The sequence below is a fragment of the Halobacillus salinus genome (assembly GCF_004684905.1).
In the GTDB taxonomy this organism is placed as follows: domain Bacteria; phylum Bacillota; class Bacilli; order Bacillales; family Halobacillaceae; genus Halobacillus; species Halobacillus salinus.
In genome coordinates, this window is record NZ_SRJC01000003.1 from 24,101 (window position 1) to 38,502 (window position 14,402).

Annotated in this window: 17 protein-coding genes; 7 read left to right on the forward strand and 10 right to left on the reverse strand. The window is 44.1% G+C overall.

The genetic code is table 11. The features are described from left to right. Window positions 1–47: 47 nt before the first annotated feature. Window positions 48–1,106: a M20/M25/M40 family metallo-hydrolase gene (locus E4663_RS12520; RefSeq protein WP_135327883.1), complete on the reverse strand. Its 1,059-nt coding sequence runs from the start codon at window positions 1,104–1,106 to the stop codon at window positions 48–50. A 131-nt stretch (window positions 1,107–1,237) separates the two neighbouring features. On the opposite strand from E4663_RS12520, the gene E4663_RS12525 reads away from it, so the two are divergent. Further along, window positions 1,238–1,789 carry a thioredoxin family protein gene (locus tag E4663_RS12525; protein WP_135327884.1) on the forward strand — a complete coding sequence of 184 codons (552 nt, stop codon included), beginning with the start codon at window positions 1,238–1,240 and terminating at the stop codon, window positions 1,787–1,789. An 87-nt stretch (window positions 1,790–1,876) separates the two neighbouring features. Then, window positions 1,877–2,875, forward strand: a complete 999-nt coding sequence (locus E4663_RS12530; protein ID WP_079478376.1) for a potassium channel family protein — start codon at window positions 1,877–1,879, stop codon at window positions 2,873–2,875. Here E4663_RS12530 and E4663_RS12535 read toward each other — a convergent pair. The 3 genes from E4663_RS12535 to E4663_RS12545 form a co-directional block, all read right to left on the reverse strand. Then, a complete protein-coding gene (locus tag E4663_RS12535) occupies window positions 2,852–3,274 on the reverse strand; it encodes a YugN-like family protein (protein ID WP_135327885.1) in 423 nt (140 codons plus the stop codon). The two genes, E4663_RS12530 and E4663_RS12535, sit on opposite strands and share 24 nt — an antisense overlap. A gap of 82 nt (window positions 3,275–3,356) precedes the next feature. Continuing rightward, window positions 3,357–4,703 carry a glucose-6-phosphate isomerase gene (locus tag E4663_RS12540; RefSeq protein WP_079478374.1) on the reverse strand — a complete coding sequence of 449 codons (1,347 nt, stop codon included), beginning with the start codon at window positions 4,701–4,703 and terminating at the stop codon, window positions 3,357–3,359. Between the two features lie 163 nt (window positions 4,704–4,866). After that, on the reverse strand, window positions 4,867–6,033 hold the full coding sequence (locus E4663_RS12545; RefSeq protein ID WP_135327886.1) for an iron-containing alcohol dehydrogenase: 1,167 nt from the start codon (window positions 6,031–6,033) through the stop codon (window positions 4,867–4,869). Window positions 6,034–6,173: 140 nt separating this feature from the next. Here E4663_RS12545 and E4663_RS12550 point away from each other — a divergent pair, with 140 nt between their 5' ends. Further along, window positions 6,174–6,416: a DUF378 domain-containing protein gene (locus E4663_RS12550; protein WP_079478372.1), complete on the forward strand. Its 243-nt coding sequence runs from the start codon at window positions 6,174–6,176 to the stop codon at window positions 6,414–6,416. Window positions 6,417–6,461: 45 nt separating this feature from the next. On the opposite strand, the gene yugI is transcribed toward E4663_RS12550, so the two are convergent. Continuing rightward, window positions 6,462–6,839: a S1 domain-containing post-transcriptional regulator GSP13 gene (yugI, locus tag E4663_RS12555; protein WP_079478371.1), complete on the reverse strand. Its 378-nt coding sequence runs from the start codon at window positions 6,837–6,839 to the stop codon at window positions 6,462–6,464. 175 nt (window positions 6,840–7,014) lie between these two features. Here yugI and E4663_RS12560 point away from each other — a divergent pair, with 175 nt between their 5' ends. Both E4663_RS12560 and E4663_RS12565 read left to right on the forward strand, forming a co-directional pair. Continuing rightward, the gene (locus E4663_RS12560) at window positions 7,015–7,371 is read left to right on the forward strand and encodes a helix-turn-helix domain-containing protein (protein WP_079478370.1); all 357 of its coding nucleotides are present in this window, start codon (window positions 7,015–7,017) and stop codon (window positions 7,369–7,371) included. Window positions 7,372–7,562: 191 nt separating this feature from the next. Beyond that, entirely contained in the window at window positions 7,563–8,735 is a 1,173-nt protein-coding gene (locus E4663_RS12565) for a MalY/PatB family protein (RefSeq protein ID WP_135327887.1), read from the forward strand. A 474-nt stretch (window positions 8,736–9,209) separates the two neighbouring features. Here E4663_RS12565 and E4663_RS12570 read toward each other — a convergent pair whose 3' ends face one another. Continuing rightward, the gene (locus E4663_RS12570; RefSeq protein WP_135327888.1) at window positions 9,210–9,785 is read right to left on the reverse strand and encodes a superoxide dismutase family protein; all 576 of its coding nucleotides are present in this window, start codon (window positions 9,783–9,785) and stop codon (window positions 9,210–9,212) included. Between the two features lie 143 nt (window positions 9,786–9,928). After that, window positions 9,929–10,105, reverse strand: a complete 177-nt coding sequence (locus tag E4663_RS12575; protein WP_338323640.1) for a hypothetical protein — start codon at window positions 10,103–10,105, stop codon at window positions 9,929–9,931. Between the two features lie 125 nt (window positions 10,106–10,230). On the opposite strand from E4663_RS12575, the gene kapB reads away from it, so the two are divergent. Then, window positions 10,231–10,614: a kinase-associated lipoprotein KapB gene (gene kapB, locus E4663_RS12580; RefSeq protein ID WP_135327889.1), complete on the forward strand. Its 384-nt coding sequence runs from the start codon at window positions 10,231–10,233 to the stop codon at window positions 10,612–10,614. Between the two features lie 90 nt (window positions 10,615–10,704). On the opposite strand, the gene E4663_RS12585 is transcribed toward kapB, so the two are convergent. Genes E4663_RS12585 through E4663_RS12595 form a run of 3 tightly spaced genes read right to left on the reverse strand, consistent with a single transcriptional unit; the run spans window position 10,705 to window position 13,431 of the window. Beyond that, window positions 10,705–11,883, reverse strand: coding sequence for a cation:proton antiporter (locus E4663_RS12585; RefSeq protein ID WP_135327890.1), 1,179 nt, complete (start codon window positions 11,881–11,883; stop codon window positions 10,705–10,707). Window positions 11,884–11,889: 6 nt separating this feature from the next. Next, window positions 11,890–12,378, reverse strand: coding sequence for a cation:proton antiporter regulatory subunit (locus E4663_RS12590; protein ID WP_079478364.1), 489 nt, complete (start codon window positions 12,376–12,378; stop codon window positions 11,890–11,892). Between the two features lie 27 nt (window positions 12,379–12,405). Continuing rightward, entirely contained in the window at window positions 12,406–13,431 is a 1,026-nt protein-coding gene (locus E4663_RS12595; protein WP_135327891.1) for an HD-GYP domain-containing protein, read from the reverse strand. 130 nt (window positions 13,432–13,561) lie between these two features. On the opposite strand from E4663_RS12595, the gene deoD reads away from it, so the two are divergent. Further along, window positions 13,562–14,272: a purine-nucleoside phosphorylase gene (gene deoD, locus E4663_RS12600; protein ID WP_079478362.1), complete on the forward strand. Its 711-nt coding sequence runs from the start codon at window positions 13,562–13,564 to the stop codon at window positions 14,270–14,272. Window positions 14,273–14,402 lie beyond the last annotated feature (130 nt).

A 14,402-nucleotide genomic window follows, 5' to 3' on the forward strand; every position in this document is an offset into this window, starting at 1 on the left:
TCGTGAAAAAAAGCAGAGAACCAAAATGATGGTCCTCTGCTACTCCATTACAAATCTAAAGGATTCAAACTTTCTTCTCCTGTCATATTCGCAATCATCTCCACCATCAGTTCGATCTCTTCCTCGATATCCTGAATGCTGGCCGTCTCAACAGGAGAGTGCATGTAGCGCAACGGGAGTGAGACCAGACCCACTGGAACCCCTTTACCTGTCAAACGCATCTTATCCGCATCCGTGCCCGTCATACGAGGCGTAAGTTCGTATTGTACATCCATATCAAGCGATTTCGCCGCCTTCTCAAGCATCGCATTAATATTACGGTTAATTGGCGCTCCTTTAGCAAGAACAGGACCTCCATCTAACTTTACGTCCCCGTGTTTCTGCTTGTTCACCCCTGGGTAGTCGGTTGCGAAGGTTACATCCACCGCGATGGCCATTGTCGGCTCAATGCCAGCTGCAGCGAAGTACGCTCCACCCATGTTGGTTTCTTCATTGACGGTGCTTGCTGCGTAAACTCCTACGTTAATCTTCTTCTCAGATAGACGTCGGAGCACTTCCCCTACGATAAACTGACCGGTACGGTTGTCGAGGCCTCTACCGGAAATATAACGATCCATAAGCACTTCGGGTTCCCGCTTGTAGACTGCTAAATCCCCGATTTGCACGTACTTTTCGATTTCTTCTTTTGATTTTGCACCACAGTCGATGAACAAATCATCAAGTCCGAAATCACCTTTCAATCCACCGTGGTGCTGTGCGTTAACACCAATCACACCTGTAATTGTTTTACCGTAGCCTATAATCGTTACTTTCATACCAACCGCAGCTTTCGGATTGATGCCACCCATTTTATCGATATGTAAGTATCCATGCTCATCGATACGATTGATGACGAGCGCTATTTCGTCACAGTGACCTGCAAGCATCACCTTGAACTCTGCATCCGGATTCAAGACAGCGATGGCATTTCCTGCATGATCTGTCCGAATTTCATCTGCATATGCTTCCATTTCTTTGATCCATCGCTTCTGAATCGCCATTTCCATGCTGGATGGTGACGGTGTATTTAACAGCTCTAATAAGAATGATTGTCGCTCTTTATTCATTTGTTTTTTCCTCCTTAACTTATCTACTGTACCTATCATAACAAAAAAGTAGCCCCACATAGGAAAGAACAGGCTTAACACCCGATGGTTTAGGGAACATGCCCATGAATGAGTTTATAAGGAGGATGCACATGAATCTAGACGAGTGGTTCCAGAGAGGGATGACAGCACAAGAATATGTCGACTCCATGGAGACCCATCAGGAAAACCTTATCTATATATATGAGCATTTTTCCGTACCAAAGGAAGACTATCCCCTCTTTGAATCCTTACAGAAACGAGATTTGAGAGCGATTGTTTTGACGGAAGATTGGTGTGGAGATGCCATGTTGAATATCCCGATTTACTTGCGATTTGCAGAAGCGAGTCACATCCAAACCCGCTTCCTGCTACGGGATGAAAACCTGGAGCTGATGGATCAGTACTTAACGAACGGAAAGGCACGCTCCATTCCGAAGATGATCTTCATTGCCCCAAACGGAGAAGAAATCACCAACTGGGGACCAAGAGCCCCTGAATTACAAGAATTCCTAGACGACTCTGTCGCTAACTTACCGGATGAGAATTCCCCTGACTTCAAGGATAAACGAAGGCAAATGCTTACATTTATCACGAAAGCTTACCGGGACCATGGTGATTTTTGGGACAATGTGTACCAGGATATCAAAAGAACCTTATCTTAAAGAACTTGCCGGACTTCCGGCAAGTTTTTTTCATGTTTGAAAAAATCTCTAAACCGCCATACTGAATAAAAAAAAGGGGCGTACACTATGCAACAATGGATTCGCCTATACTTTCAACTCCCTTTATTCATACGATTGCTTGCTACCGTTCTGATTATGATGACGCTTTTCGGTTTTATTATTCATGCGATCGAACCGAACAGCTTCCCCACTGTATTTGATGGTATTTGGTGGGCTTTCGTTACTGGTGCTACTGTCGGTTATGGAGATTATGTACCGTTAAGTCTTTGGGGAAAAGCAGTGGCTATCCTACTGATCATGACAGGCGGAGGACTTGTGACATTTTATATGGCGACTTTGTCTGCGGCAACAGTTAAGCACGAAGAAGATTTAACACAAGGGAAAGTGGATTTCAGAGGCAAAGACCACTTCTTATTTGTCGGATGGAATGAACGGACCAGGCAACTGATTGACATGATGAGCGTTCATGATTTACAAGACCAAATGGTACTGATCGACCGAACGATGAACCGCTTCTATCAGAGGCTCTCCTCTGTGCACTTTGTAAGAGGGGATGCAACGGAAGAAGAAACCCTTCAAAAGGCGAATGCCAGTCAAGCTAGAGTTGCCGTCATTACAGCAGATCCTGATAAACGCGAAGAACAATCTGACCAGAATGTCATACATCAAATTGTAGCTCTCAAAGGTCATCAACCAGAGTTGTTCATTATTGCTGAAGTATTGACGGACAGGCAGCGTATAAATGCCGAACGAGCCGGTGCCAACACGGTCATCCGCTCCAATGATTTCATGAGCAGCCTCTTCTATCATGAGCTGTATCGGAACGATCCCGTCCAGCCTTTCGAACTTCTATTAGAATTGTTGACTTCAAGACAGTTCCATGAAGAAAAGGTACCAGAAGACTTTATTGGAAAGCCGGTTCTGAAAGCTTTAGAATACTTTTTGAAGAAGAACTGCCAGGTCATCGGAATACGAAAAGATAAAGAGATATCCTTCGACCTTCACGCAGACACAGAGCTTGAAGAGGGAGATGCCTTACTGCTATTCTCCCCGCTTCGCAAGTAGCGCCTGTTCCGCTTGTTCGAGCAGTTCTTTCCCCGTTTGGATGTGTTCTTCTGGAAACGATGCATCTTTATCAACCGGTTCTTGGAACTGATCGAATATAGCACGGAAGTTTCCTTCTTTTACATTATCATCAAGGCCAGGGTTGTATTTGTGTGACAATAGAAAAGGCTCCTGCATACGTACCGTAGCGTAGTCAGAAGGAGCATCCAATGAACCGGATACAACCGCAAACGGTAGTCTGAGGAATTGATAACCTACGTGGTCATCAATTTTATAATCAAAATAGCCGTGTTCATAATCCCAGTTGTCGGATAACTTGAACCCGATTGGGGTCAACGCCTGTTCTACTTCTTCAAAGGTAAACTGCTGATCCATGATGGAAGATGTTAAAGGGATCATGTTCCCACTCCTTTCAGTACTTAATATAACCAATAAAAAAAACACTTCTCATCCATTTTCTGGTGAGAAGTGTTTTTCATGATTATAAGCGTTTTTCCAGTTCTTCTTTTTCTTTCTCGAATCCTGGCTTACCAAGAAGAGCGAACATGTTCTTCTTGTATGCTTCAACGCCAGGCTGGTCGAATGGATTCACTCCAAGAATGTATCCACTTACCGCACAAGCTTTCTCGAAGAAATACACAAGATAACCGAATGTGAACGCATCGCGTTTCGGTAGGTTCACTACCAAGTTCGGTACTTGGCCATCCGTGTGAGCAAGCATTGTTCCTAGTGTTGCTTTCTCATTGACTTGGTCGACAGTTTTACCAGCAAGGTAATTCAGCCCGTCCAAGTTCTGCTCATCTTCTTCGATCGTAATGTCGGAAGAAGGAGTTTCCACGTTCAATACCGTTTCGAACATGTCCTTACGTCCGTCTTGAATGTATTGTCCAAGGGAGTGAAGGTCTGTAGAGAAGTTGGCAGAAGCCGGGAAGATCCCCTTCTGGTCTTTCCCTTCACTTTCACCGAACAACTGCTTCCACCATTCAGAGAAGTATTGAAGGGATGGCTCATAGTTGACGAGCATTTCGATCGTTTTGCCTTTGTTATAAAGGACGTTACGAACTGCTGCATACTGATAGGCAGGGTTATCAGCAAGGTTGTCCGTGGAAAGCTCAGATTGAGCCTTCTGAGCTCCTTCCATCATTTGATCGATATCGATTCCGCTTGCAGCAATCGGAAGCAAACCAACAGCCGTAAGCACGGAATAACGTCCACCTACATCGTCTGGGACAACAAATGTTTCATAGCCCTGTTCCGTAGCGAGCGTCTTAAGCGCTCCTTTTTCTTTATCCGTTGTTGCATAGATGCGACCTTTCGCTTCTTCTACACCGTATTTCTCTTCTAGGAACTTACGGAAAATACGGAACGCAATGGCCGGTTCTGTCGTTGTTCCACTCTTAGAAATAACGTTGATGGATACATCTTTATCTTTAAGTACGTCGAATAGTTCGTTCACATATGGTGCACTGATGCTGTTTCCGACGAAGAACACTTGTGGCGTGTCGCGGTCGTTCGGGGACAGCTCGTTATAAAAGCTGTGGTTCAGCATCTCAAGGGCTGCGCGAGCACCTAAGTATGACCCACCAATTCCAATGACTAAAAGGACATCAGAATCTGATTTGATCTTCTCAGCTGATTTCTTGATGCGGGCAAATTCTTCTTTGTCGTAATTCTCAGGAAGGTCAAGCCAACCTAGGAAGTCATTACCTGCACCTGTTTTTTCATGCAATGCTTTATGCGCTAAGGAAACTTGTCCTTGCATATAGTCAAGTTCGTGTTCACCAAAGAACGTTAACGCTTTCTCGTAATCAAAACGAACATGTGTCATCGTTTCAACCTCCAATGTAATTTTACTTAACCCAATTTCACTTTATCGAAACCTCCACCCCAAATCAAGCAATCCTCCATTTGTAAGCGGATACACAATGAAAAAGGTGGCTTAACACTAGAAAAAGGGATCGAGAATGACACTCGATCCCTTCCGGCATTTATTATTTGGACATTTCTAGAATTTTTTCTACGTCTTCATCATGAAGCTTATTGAAGTTACCGAATGGTCCACGCTTCATCGCACGATCAACGATCGTATCGAATTTCTCATCGGAGATGTCATAGTCACGCAGCGTTTCCGGTGCACCGATGGACGTCCAGAAGTCACGCAACGCTTGAATTCCCTCTTCGGCAACCTGTTTCGTGGATTTCCCTTCTGCATCGACACCAAATACATTCGTCGCTAACTGAGCAAAGCGGTCTTCATTCACGCTCAAGTTATGCTTCATCCAGTTCGGGAACAAGATGGCAAGGCCACCTGCGTGTGGAATATCATAGACAGCAGAAACTGCGTGCTCGATATTATGAGATGCCCAGTCACCACGGTAGCCCATCTGTAGCATCCCGTTCAGAGCGATCGTTCCAGCATAAAGAATAGTTTCACGGTGCTCATAAGATTCCAGGTCTTCTAGAAGCTTCGGAGCAGTACGGATGACGGTACGCAATACACCCTCGATCATTTCGTCTTGGACTGGTGACTGTGTTGGTGTGTGGAAATATTGTTCGAACATGTGCGTCATCATGTCGACCATACCGTAAATCGTCTGATCACGTGGAACCGACTGCGTATAAGTTGGATCCAGGATCGAGAAGTTAGGGTTTGTGAATGGTGGGTATCCCCAACCGTATTTCTCGTTCGTCTCCCAGTTCGTAATAACAGAACCAGCGTTCATCTCTGAACCAGTAGCTGCCAGCGTAAGCACTGTTCCGAACGGTACAGCATCTGTCGGTGTAGCTTGTCTCGTAACAAGATCCCAAGCATCTCCGTCATATTTAGCACCTGTTGCAATCGTTTTGGTTGCGTCGATGACACTACCGCCACCTACAGCAAGCAGGAAGTCGATATTTTCTTCCTTACAGATCTTCACACCTTCATGAACCGTGGTCAGTTTAGGGTTTGGCTCAACACCAGTAAGTTCCAGTACTTCTACTCCTGCTTTATTGAGCTGCTCCATTACTTGGTCGTAAACACCATTTTTCTTGATGCTTCCGCCCCCGTATACCATTAGTACTTTCTTTGTATTTTGTGGTAGTTGATCAGGTAGTTGTTGAATCTGATCCTTACCAAAGATTAGCTTTGTCGGGTTATAGAACGTAAATGATTCCATTACGTAACTCCTCCTTTTTCATGACTCTCGAATCACATTATCTCTAATCGAATAGAAATTCTCAAAGGATATGCAACAGGAATAATATTTCCCTATCGACAGAACATAAAACAGAAACTGACAAAAAAGGAGGGTAAACCATGAGTTGGATTCAACGAACGGCTCTTTTACTGGTCATCATCGGGGCGATAAACTGGGGACTAATTGGACTTTTTCAATACGACCTAGTTGCTGGCCTGTTTGGTGGCGGAGAACAGAGCGGGGCATTCGCACGTGTCATTTATACTTTAGTTGGGATTAGTGGACTTATTGCCATCTCCCTATACTTCTCACCAGCAGCTGAGTATAGTGACGCAGGGGAAGAAGCTACGGATAAAGCATAAAAAAAGAACGGACTCCTCGGAGTCCGTTCTTTATCTATTCTGCAATTACTTGCGGAATTTCTCGCGGTCGTCAGACTGTTTGATCCAGTCTTCCAACTTGTCCTTCAATGTGTTGAAGCCTGCTGTTTCTTCTTGCTTCGGTGCAGCAGCCTGCTTACGTGGACGACGAGCTTTTGGCGCTTCTTGAGTCGCACGAATGGAAAGGGAGTATTTGTTTTTCGCTTCGTCGATGTTCAAGATCTTAACTTGAACTTCGTCCCCTTCTGATAGGTGCTCGTTAATGTCTTTCACATATCCGTGAGTCACTTCTGAAATGTGAACCAATCCTTGTACGTTTTCGTCTAGAGCGACGAACGCACCATAAGGTTGAATTCCTGTGACTTTACCTTCTAATACTTGACCTTCTTGAAACTTCTCTGACATGCTATACAACTCCTGCTATTGATATTATTCGCTTCATTTCACGCAATTAATGATTTTATCACAGTTCGGACGAATAAGCAAAGCCGATGAGCCCGCCCTAAAAATCAGATTCTTCAGAATACCCCCATCTGATTCATGGTATAATGAAAACAAAATGTAGTAGGAGGCATCAGCCATGTCAGTTGGAAAAAACATTCGCACTCACAGGGAAGCTAATGGTTTGTCGAAAGAGGAACTGGCGTTGAAAGCGAGAATAGGCGTCCAGACACTTCAAAGCTATGAATCTGATGAACGTACTCCTGAATTAGACACGATCCTGAAGTTATCAACAGTACTTGATATCCCCGCTTCTGAACTGATGGAGTTCGACACCGATGACGACTCCAATATCGACGATGAACTAAAAGCATTGATTAAAGAGGTTGGGCAAAAGCGTACAAAACTTCTCCTGAAAAAAGCTCGCGACTTTTCAGAAGAAGACGTTCTGAAAGCCATGAATTTCCTATATGATTTAAATCAACAAAAAAAATAAAATAATAGGTTTAGAGTCTAGTATATTTGGTTAAACTAAGTAACGTAAGACTTTCTCGTATTCCCCCTGTGTAAGCAAAGCGACCGTTCGCTTTGCTTTTTTTTTGACTTTTTTTCTCAAGACTTATGGTTTTTAACTCATCTTCTTATTCCGTTATGATAAAACTATTGGAAGTTAAGGAGGGAATGAACTTGAATCGTTTTAACCAAGTGACACCTAGAAAAGGAACCCGTTCTGTCAAATGGGACCTGGTCAAACAAATGTATCAAGATGAAGAAGTGCTACCTATGTGGGTAGCTGATATGGACTTTCAGACTCCGCAGGCTGTGGTTGACACACTGAAGGAGCGTGTTGATCATGGAATTTTCGGATATACATGGCCCGATGAGGAAGTCAAAGGACAAATAAAAAACTGGCTACAAAAAAGACACCAGTGGGATATTGAAGCCCCGTGGATTACTTACAGCCCTGGAGTCATCCCGTCGCTCCATATGATCATTCAATCTCTAACAGACATTGCTGATCACGTACTCATCCAAACTCCCGTCTATCCACCGTTCTACAGCGTCGTAAGAAGTCATGGTCGCCATATTGTGAAGAACCCATTACAATATGAGAACGGAACATACACGATTGATTTCGAGGATTTCGAGAAGAAAATCAAAGACCATAATGTTCAAGCCTTTATTCTATGTAACCCTCATAATCCTGTCGGAAGAGTTTGGACAGACGAAGAACTGACGAAGATGAAAGATATTTGCGTGAAACACGATGTACTGATCATTTCAGATGAAATACACGCAGATTTAATCTATAAAGACTATAAGCACATTCCGATTGCATCCCTCTCAGAGGATGCAAAGACACAGACAGTCACCTGCCTATCACCAACCAAAACCTTTAACCTTGCAGGGTTGCAAGCTTCTTATGTCGTAACAGCAGATGCTAACAAGAGAAAGCGACTCGACAAACAATTCCAGAACCAAGGAATGATGATGTTGAACACCATCGGCTTGCATGCCATGGAAACCGCCTATCAAGAAGGCGAAGAATGGTTAGAAGAGCTACTTCAAACGCTTGAGACCAACCGTGACTATGTAGAGAATCGTTTCCACGAGGAAACGGATCAGATCAAAGTGATTCGTGCTGAAGGAACGTACTTGCTCTGGCTTGACTGCCGTGGGCTTGGTATGAGTCATGAAGAACTGAAAACCTTTATGAAAGAACAAGCGAAAGTCGGATTGAACGATGGCGCTTCATTCGGAGAAGAAGGTGAAGGATTTATGCGTATTAACATTGCTGCACCTTCCTCGATCGTAGAAGATGGCGTATCAAGAATCATCCAAGCGGTCCGTTCGCTTTAAAGATAAATCGAGGCAAAAGAATATAGATGACTAGAAAACCCGCACTGATTGTTTGGGTTTTCTAGTACTGTTGAAGAGCGAATAACGACTCTGTTATAGAGATGCTAGACCGAAGAGAAATAACTCTCAGTTGTCCGTGCACACGCAGTTAGTCTCGGCATCCCCCACACCACTTTGCCAAAAGTTAAGGCGCAGAACTTAACGAAGATGGGGTTACCTTCTCATTTTTCAGTTTAAAGTAAGTGACTTCTAGAAGCTTACGGATCTTTTTGTAAAGGTGTTGGAGAAACGGGGAGACTCCTACGGGATCATAGTACAGTCTGAGACCCCACAGCGACCGTTAGGGAGTGAGGAGGCTCAGCGGACGCCCGTGGAAAGCGAGTCGTTTCTCCAACACCGCTCCTCTAAACCAACGATAACCGATAGTATTTTCAACAACTTAAAAGGCAGAGCTTAAATCAGCTCTGCCTTTTTTTATCCTTTATCTTGTTTCATATCAGGGTCTGTCGGGTCACTCGTTTCGTCTTCACTTGCTTTCAAGGTAACTTTCCCACAGGCAATGCGTTCCCCAGAATCCCCAGCTGGCTGGGACATGCCGTCGTCCTGGCCGGAATGTATGACAATGGAAGTGCCTTCTTTTCGAAGTAATGATTTCTGACCTTCTTTCAACGTTGCTTCAGGCAGCATCAGGGTGGCATCCACAAGTCCACTTCCGTCCGCTTCCACATTAGCCATATCCCCAACATGCGGCCCCTTAGTATTCATTAGCCCATGATCTTTAGACATCGGGTTGAAATGGTTGCCAGCTGTTTGAAAATCTGGTGCTTCACATTTCGGGAATTCATGGATATGAACAGCATGCACCCCCGGTTCCAGGCCCTCTACCGTAAGCTTAACTTCAACGCCTTCCGGAACCTCTTTGAAAGTCGCCGTCCCAATTTTGTCGTTGTTCCCGTTGTAAATAGACGTATCTAATGGTGACCTCTTCTCATCTGCACACCCTGCAAGTAGCAAGGTGAGAAAAAGGAATCCACACAGCCATTTCATCATAAAAGAACCTCCGTTCATGAGTCATCTTCTAGCTAGTGTCTCCCTTTCGCATGTAAAATATACCAAAGAGCTTACAGGCATTCCTTGAACAGATTTATTAAATTCAGCATAAAAAAAGCCACGTTTTCTCAACGCGGCATTCGTCAGTAATCGTGATTTTGTTTTTCTTCCTGATAGATCTGATCGGTTTTCTTCTCTTCTTTTTGTGAAGCCTTTATGATAAAAATCATCGCGACTGCAGCAAGAACAATGAATATCAATAACGTTATGACGGCTGGAAAATATTCTGACTTATCTTCTGGGAAATAAAGAAATTCCATCATGCGCTCATCATCCCTTTCTTCTATCGCTATTATAGCAAATCTAGGAAACGGTTTTCACCCCATTCACGATTTCTTCACAATTGTAATCTTTGATACACTAGCTTATATAGAGGAGGGGGATTATGGAAGAGTTTCAAACAGGAGACCTTGTCAAAGCCCATTACAAATCAGGAATTTATATAGGAAAAGTCGTAGAAGATCGCAACCGCTTTTATCTCGTGCAAGTTCTAGCGGTAGACAAACACCCGATGCAAGGGGACCTGCACAATCCTGGTAAAACGGAGAATGTTTTCTTCCACCAACGTAAGGCATTGAGTTACTTGGAAAAGGCGAACATTCAGAAAGAAGCTGTTCATCCCTTTGAAGGGACGGAAGCACCTGATTATCAAACATCCTTAAAAAAATCCGTGAGCAAGCTTCGTAAGAAATTGGAACGGAGAGAAACCGAATTCAACGAAAGTGCTAAACAGCAGTTGGACGATTTAGAAAAGCAGTATTTTGGATAGCAGGAATCCGAAAGCGTGTGGTCAAAAGGCCATACGCTTTTTTACTGGCTCCCATTTCAGTCAAAAAAACTCGGCGCCTGCGCGCCGAGTTCAACTGCCTGGTACTTTAAGGTTTCGCTTTTTCTTAACAGGTTTTCCGTACACTTTGTTCGTGATCTTCGGGGCTTGTTCGAATAAGATCATACCGATGAAAGCAGCAATCACAATGTATAGACCACTGAACACCTTCATCATTCCGGTTGCTACACTTGCAATGACAACGGAAAATTCTCCCCTTGCACACAATGAGAAACCAGCTCTCATCGAGGCGCGTTTCGATAAGCCGTATAAAGGACCACCTATGATTCCAAGTAAAACTTTAGAGAAGATAGACCAGACGATAATCGATATGAGCAACCCGGCCATCGGAACGCCGTCTCCGAGATTGATGGTCGTTCCGAAATAGATGAAGAATGTAGGAAGCATCAAGTCACGTACTGGAAATACGGTCTGCTCCACTTTTTCGATTCGTCCTATTTCGGCGAGCATCATTCCTGCTAAGAATGCTCCTAATACTTCAGACAACCCTAAGAACAAGGCTAGTCCTCCGTAGGACAACGCAATCCCAATCAGTAATGCAATTTTGAAATCTTCATCATCTATTCTATCGAGAAACCTCTCGAATTTCTTGAAGACCGTTTTTCCAAGTACTATAGCCAGAGCTGTAAGGCCAATGATCTTCCCTACAAGCAATAGGAAGGTGAGCGATGTGAAGCTCTCTCCAGAACTCACACCGAACAATATTGCCACGACAATCGGCGCCACTAAGTCTTCAAAGATCAGGATGGCGAGCATGAATTCGGTTTCGGTGTTCGCCATTCGGCCACGATCATCCAGGAGTTTCGCTGTAATAGAAGAACTGGTAGCATAGACAATTCCACCGACTAGAAAGCTCTCGAATGGACTTAACCCGAACAAGAAGGCAATTCCTGTCGTTACCCCTAAGCTCAGTACAACATCAAGCAAACCGGATGGCCAGATCCGCTTCGCAATCCCGCCGAGCCGTTCCACGTTGAATTCAAGGCCAAGTAGGAAAAACAAGAGTACAATACCGATTTCACTAGCGAAATGGAGCAGTTCGTTATCGTGAAGTACATCGGCTAAAATAATGCCGAGTATGATATACAAGATGACATTGGGTAATTTGATTTTGATTGCTAAATACCCTAAGTAGAAAATAAATAGCAAAATAAGCCCTGCCCCTAGCAAGGCCGGGAATTCAGTATGCACCAGCGATCATTCCTCTCCTTTACACAAGTCGGATAAGGTATCTATTTGATCCTGCTTTCCAATTGTCATGATGACATCTCCTGGTTGCAATTTCGTATCAGCTTCTGGGATTGCGATCGTTTCGTCCCCTTTGACGATACCGATGATCGTCGCTCCCGTTTTATTACGGATTTCAGATTCTTCGATCGTCTTATACGCAAGGCTTGATTTCTCTAGGAGTTCTACCCAATCGATGACGATTTGATTTTTGAAAATCTTCAACTTGTCGGCATCGACAGGTTGATACGTCGCCCCTAACAATTGAGCTCCTAACTCCCTCGTTTCATCCGATGTTAAATCCATGGCGAAATCTGCCTCTTCACTATCGGCATCATCAAAGAAATACAATTCTCTTTTTCCGGTGTGGTGGACAATCAGGACAAGCATACTGTCCTCACCCGTTCTGAGTGAGATCTTTTGACCAATACCAGGTAATTTCGAGATTGAAATATTCACTTTTTTCACCCCTACCTTTATTCCATGTTACTCATTCATCACTTTATCAATAAACAATGTGGTTTCCTTGGACAAATCAATGACTTCGACATCATAATTGTTCATTAACTCGTTATTCTGAAAAGCACGAACGACAGGCCGTTGAGGCAGTCCGTGGTTCTGCGCTGTGATCGTTCCATACTTTCCGTTTGATAAACGCACATTCGAGCCGTTTGGATAGATGGCGATACTCCTTAAGAATTGCCATACGATATCATGATCATACCACTTGTTCGTGTGACCAAGGATCTTTTCACAAGCCTCATAGGGCATCAAAGGTGTCGCACCGTCCATTGGAGCAACCAAATTGTCGTAATCATTAGCTACACTAACAATTTTAGCATAAGGATGCAGTTTTTCCTTGGTAATCCCCCTAGGTTTGCCACTACCATCCAATCGTTCATGGTGTTGAAAGGCAACATGAGAGACCAACGTGCTTAACTCGCGGCTCTTTCTCAGTAAATTGAACCCTTTCCAAGTATGATGGTTTTCTTTCCCCGGCTGATTTTCCAAAGACTTGCCTACATCATGCAGCAACGCTCCTGTACCAAGCTCTTTCAATTCTTTTGGCGTGTACCCCATTTTCATGCCGATGAGAACGGACATGATGGCGACGTGTGTGGAGTGCACGAACAATTTATTAGCTTCCGTGCGAATATCATTAAGATGGAGAAGCACATCTTTTGAATGCATCAATTCACTCATGATTTTCTCAGCGGATTTTCCAATCTGCTGCGGCTGAAAGTTCTTGCCCGATTGGATATAATCGAACGATTTGGACAAATTCGCCAGCACCTCACGCTTTGTCTCTTCATCAAAGGAATTCTCTTCTTCTACTTCTATACCTTCCGTATCCATCAGGTAAACCGCCTCAACTCCCATGTTCTTCAAACGAGAGATGATGCCAACTGTGAAGGAAACTCCTTTATTCAGTAAAATACGACCATCATCTGCATAGATGTTCTTTCCTAGCTGGTCATTTTGTTCGATGTTGTCGATTGAAGCGTAGCGCATAAGTCCCTCTCCTAAGTAGTGTTCTGTAATCCTATTCTATCAGCACCTACTATGAATACAACACTATTTGTTTTCTACTTTTCGGTGTGGTAACTTAAAGAAGTCGAACGATTCGGAGGAGGTAATACCTATGACAACACATATCGGTGCAAACCCTGGAGATATTGCAGACAAGATTCTATTGCCAGGTGACCCACTACGCGCAAAATATATTGCAGAGAATTTCTTAGAAGACGTAACGTGCTATAACGAAGTACGCGGCATGTACGGCTATACTGGTACTTACAAAGGAGAGCGCATCTCCGTACAAGGTACAGGAATGGGCGTTCCATCCATTTCCATCTACGTCAACGAGTTAATCGAAGGATTCGATGTGAAGAAATTGATCCGCGTCGGCTCTTGCGGAGCGCTTCAAAGTGACGTGAAAGTCCGCGACGTGATCTTGGCTTCTACATCTACAACAGACTCTCAAATGAACCGTATGGTGTTCGGAGGCATCGATTTCGCTCCTACAGCTGACTTCGGTCTTCTCAAGAACGCTTATGATGCCGGGGAAGCTAAAGGGCTCAACCTACGTGTAGGTAACGTATTCACGAGTGACAGCTTCTACCGCGACAATGCAATGGACATGTTCAACTTGCTAGCGAAGTACAATGTCCTTGCGGTTGAAATGGAGACGACAGCTCTTTACACATTAGCTGCCAAATATAACCGTCAAGCCCTTTCCGTACTGACTGTCAGCGACCACATCCTGACAGGAGAAGAAACGACAGCAGAAGAACGCCAAACTACCTTCAACGATATGATCGAAGTAGCGCTGGAAGCTGCTATCCAAGACTAATGTGGCAAGCCCCGTAATTGTTACGGGGCTTTTTTCTTTGCTTTGGGCGGTGCTATCTACAACAACGGACCGACTTTCAAGCAATTCCCAGCTTCTATTTCACACGTCTTACATCCTATACAATTCTTCC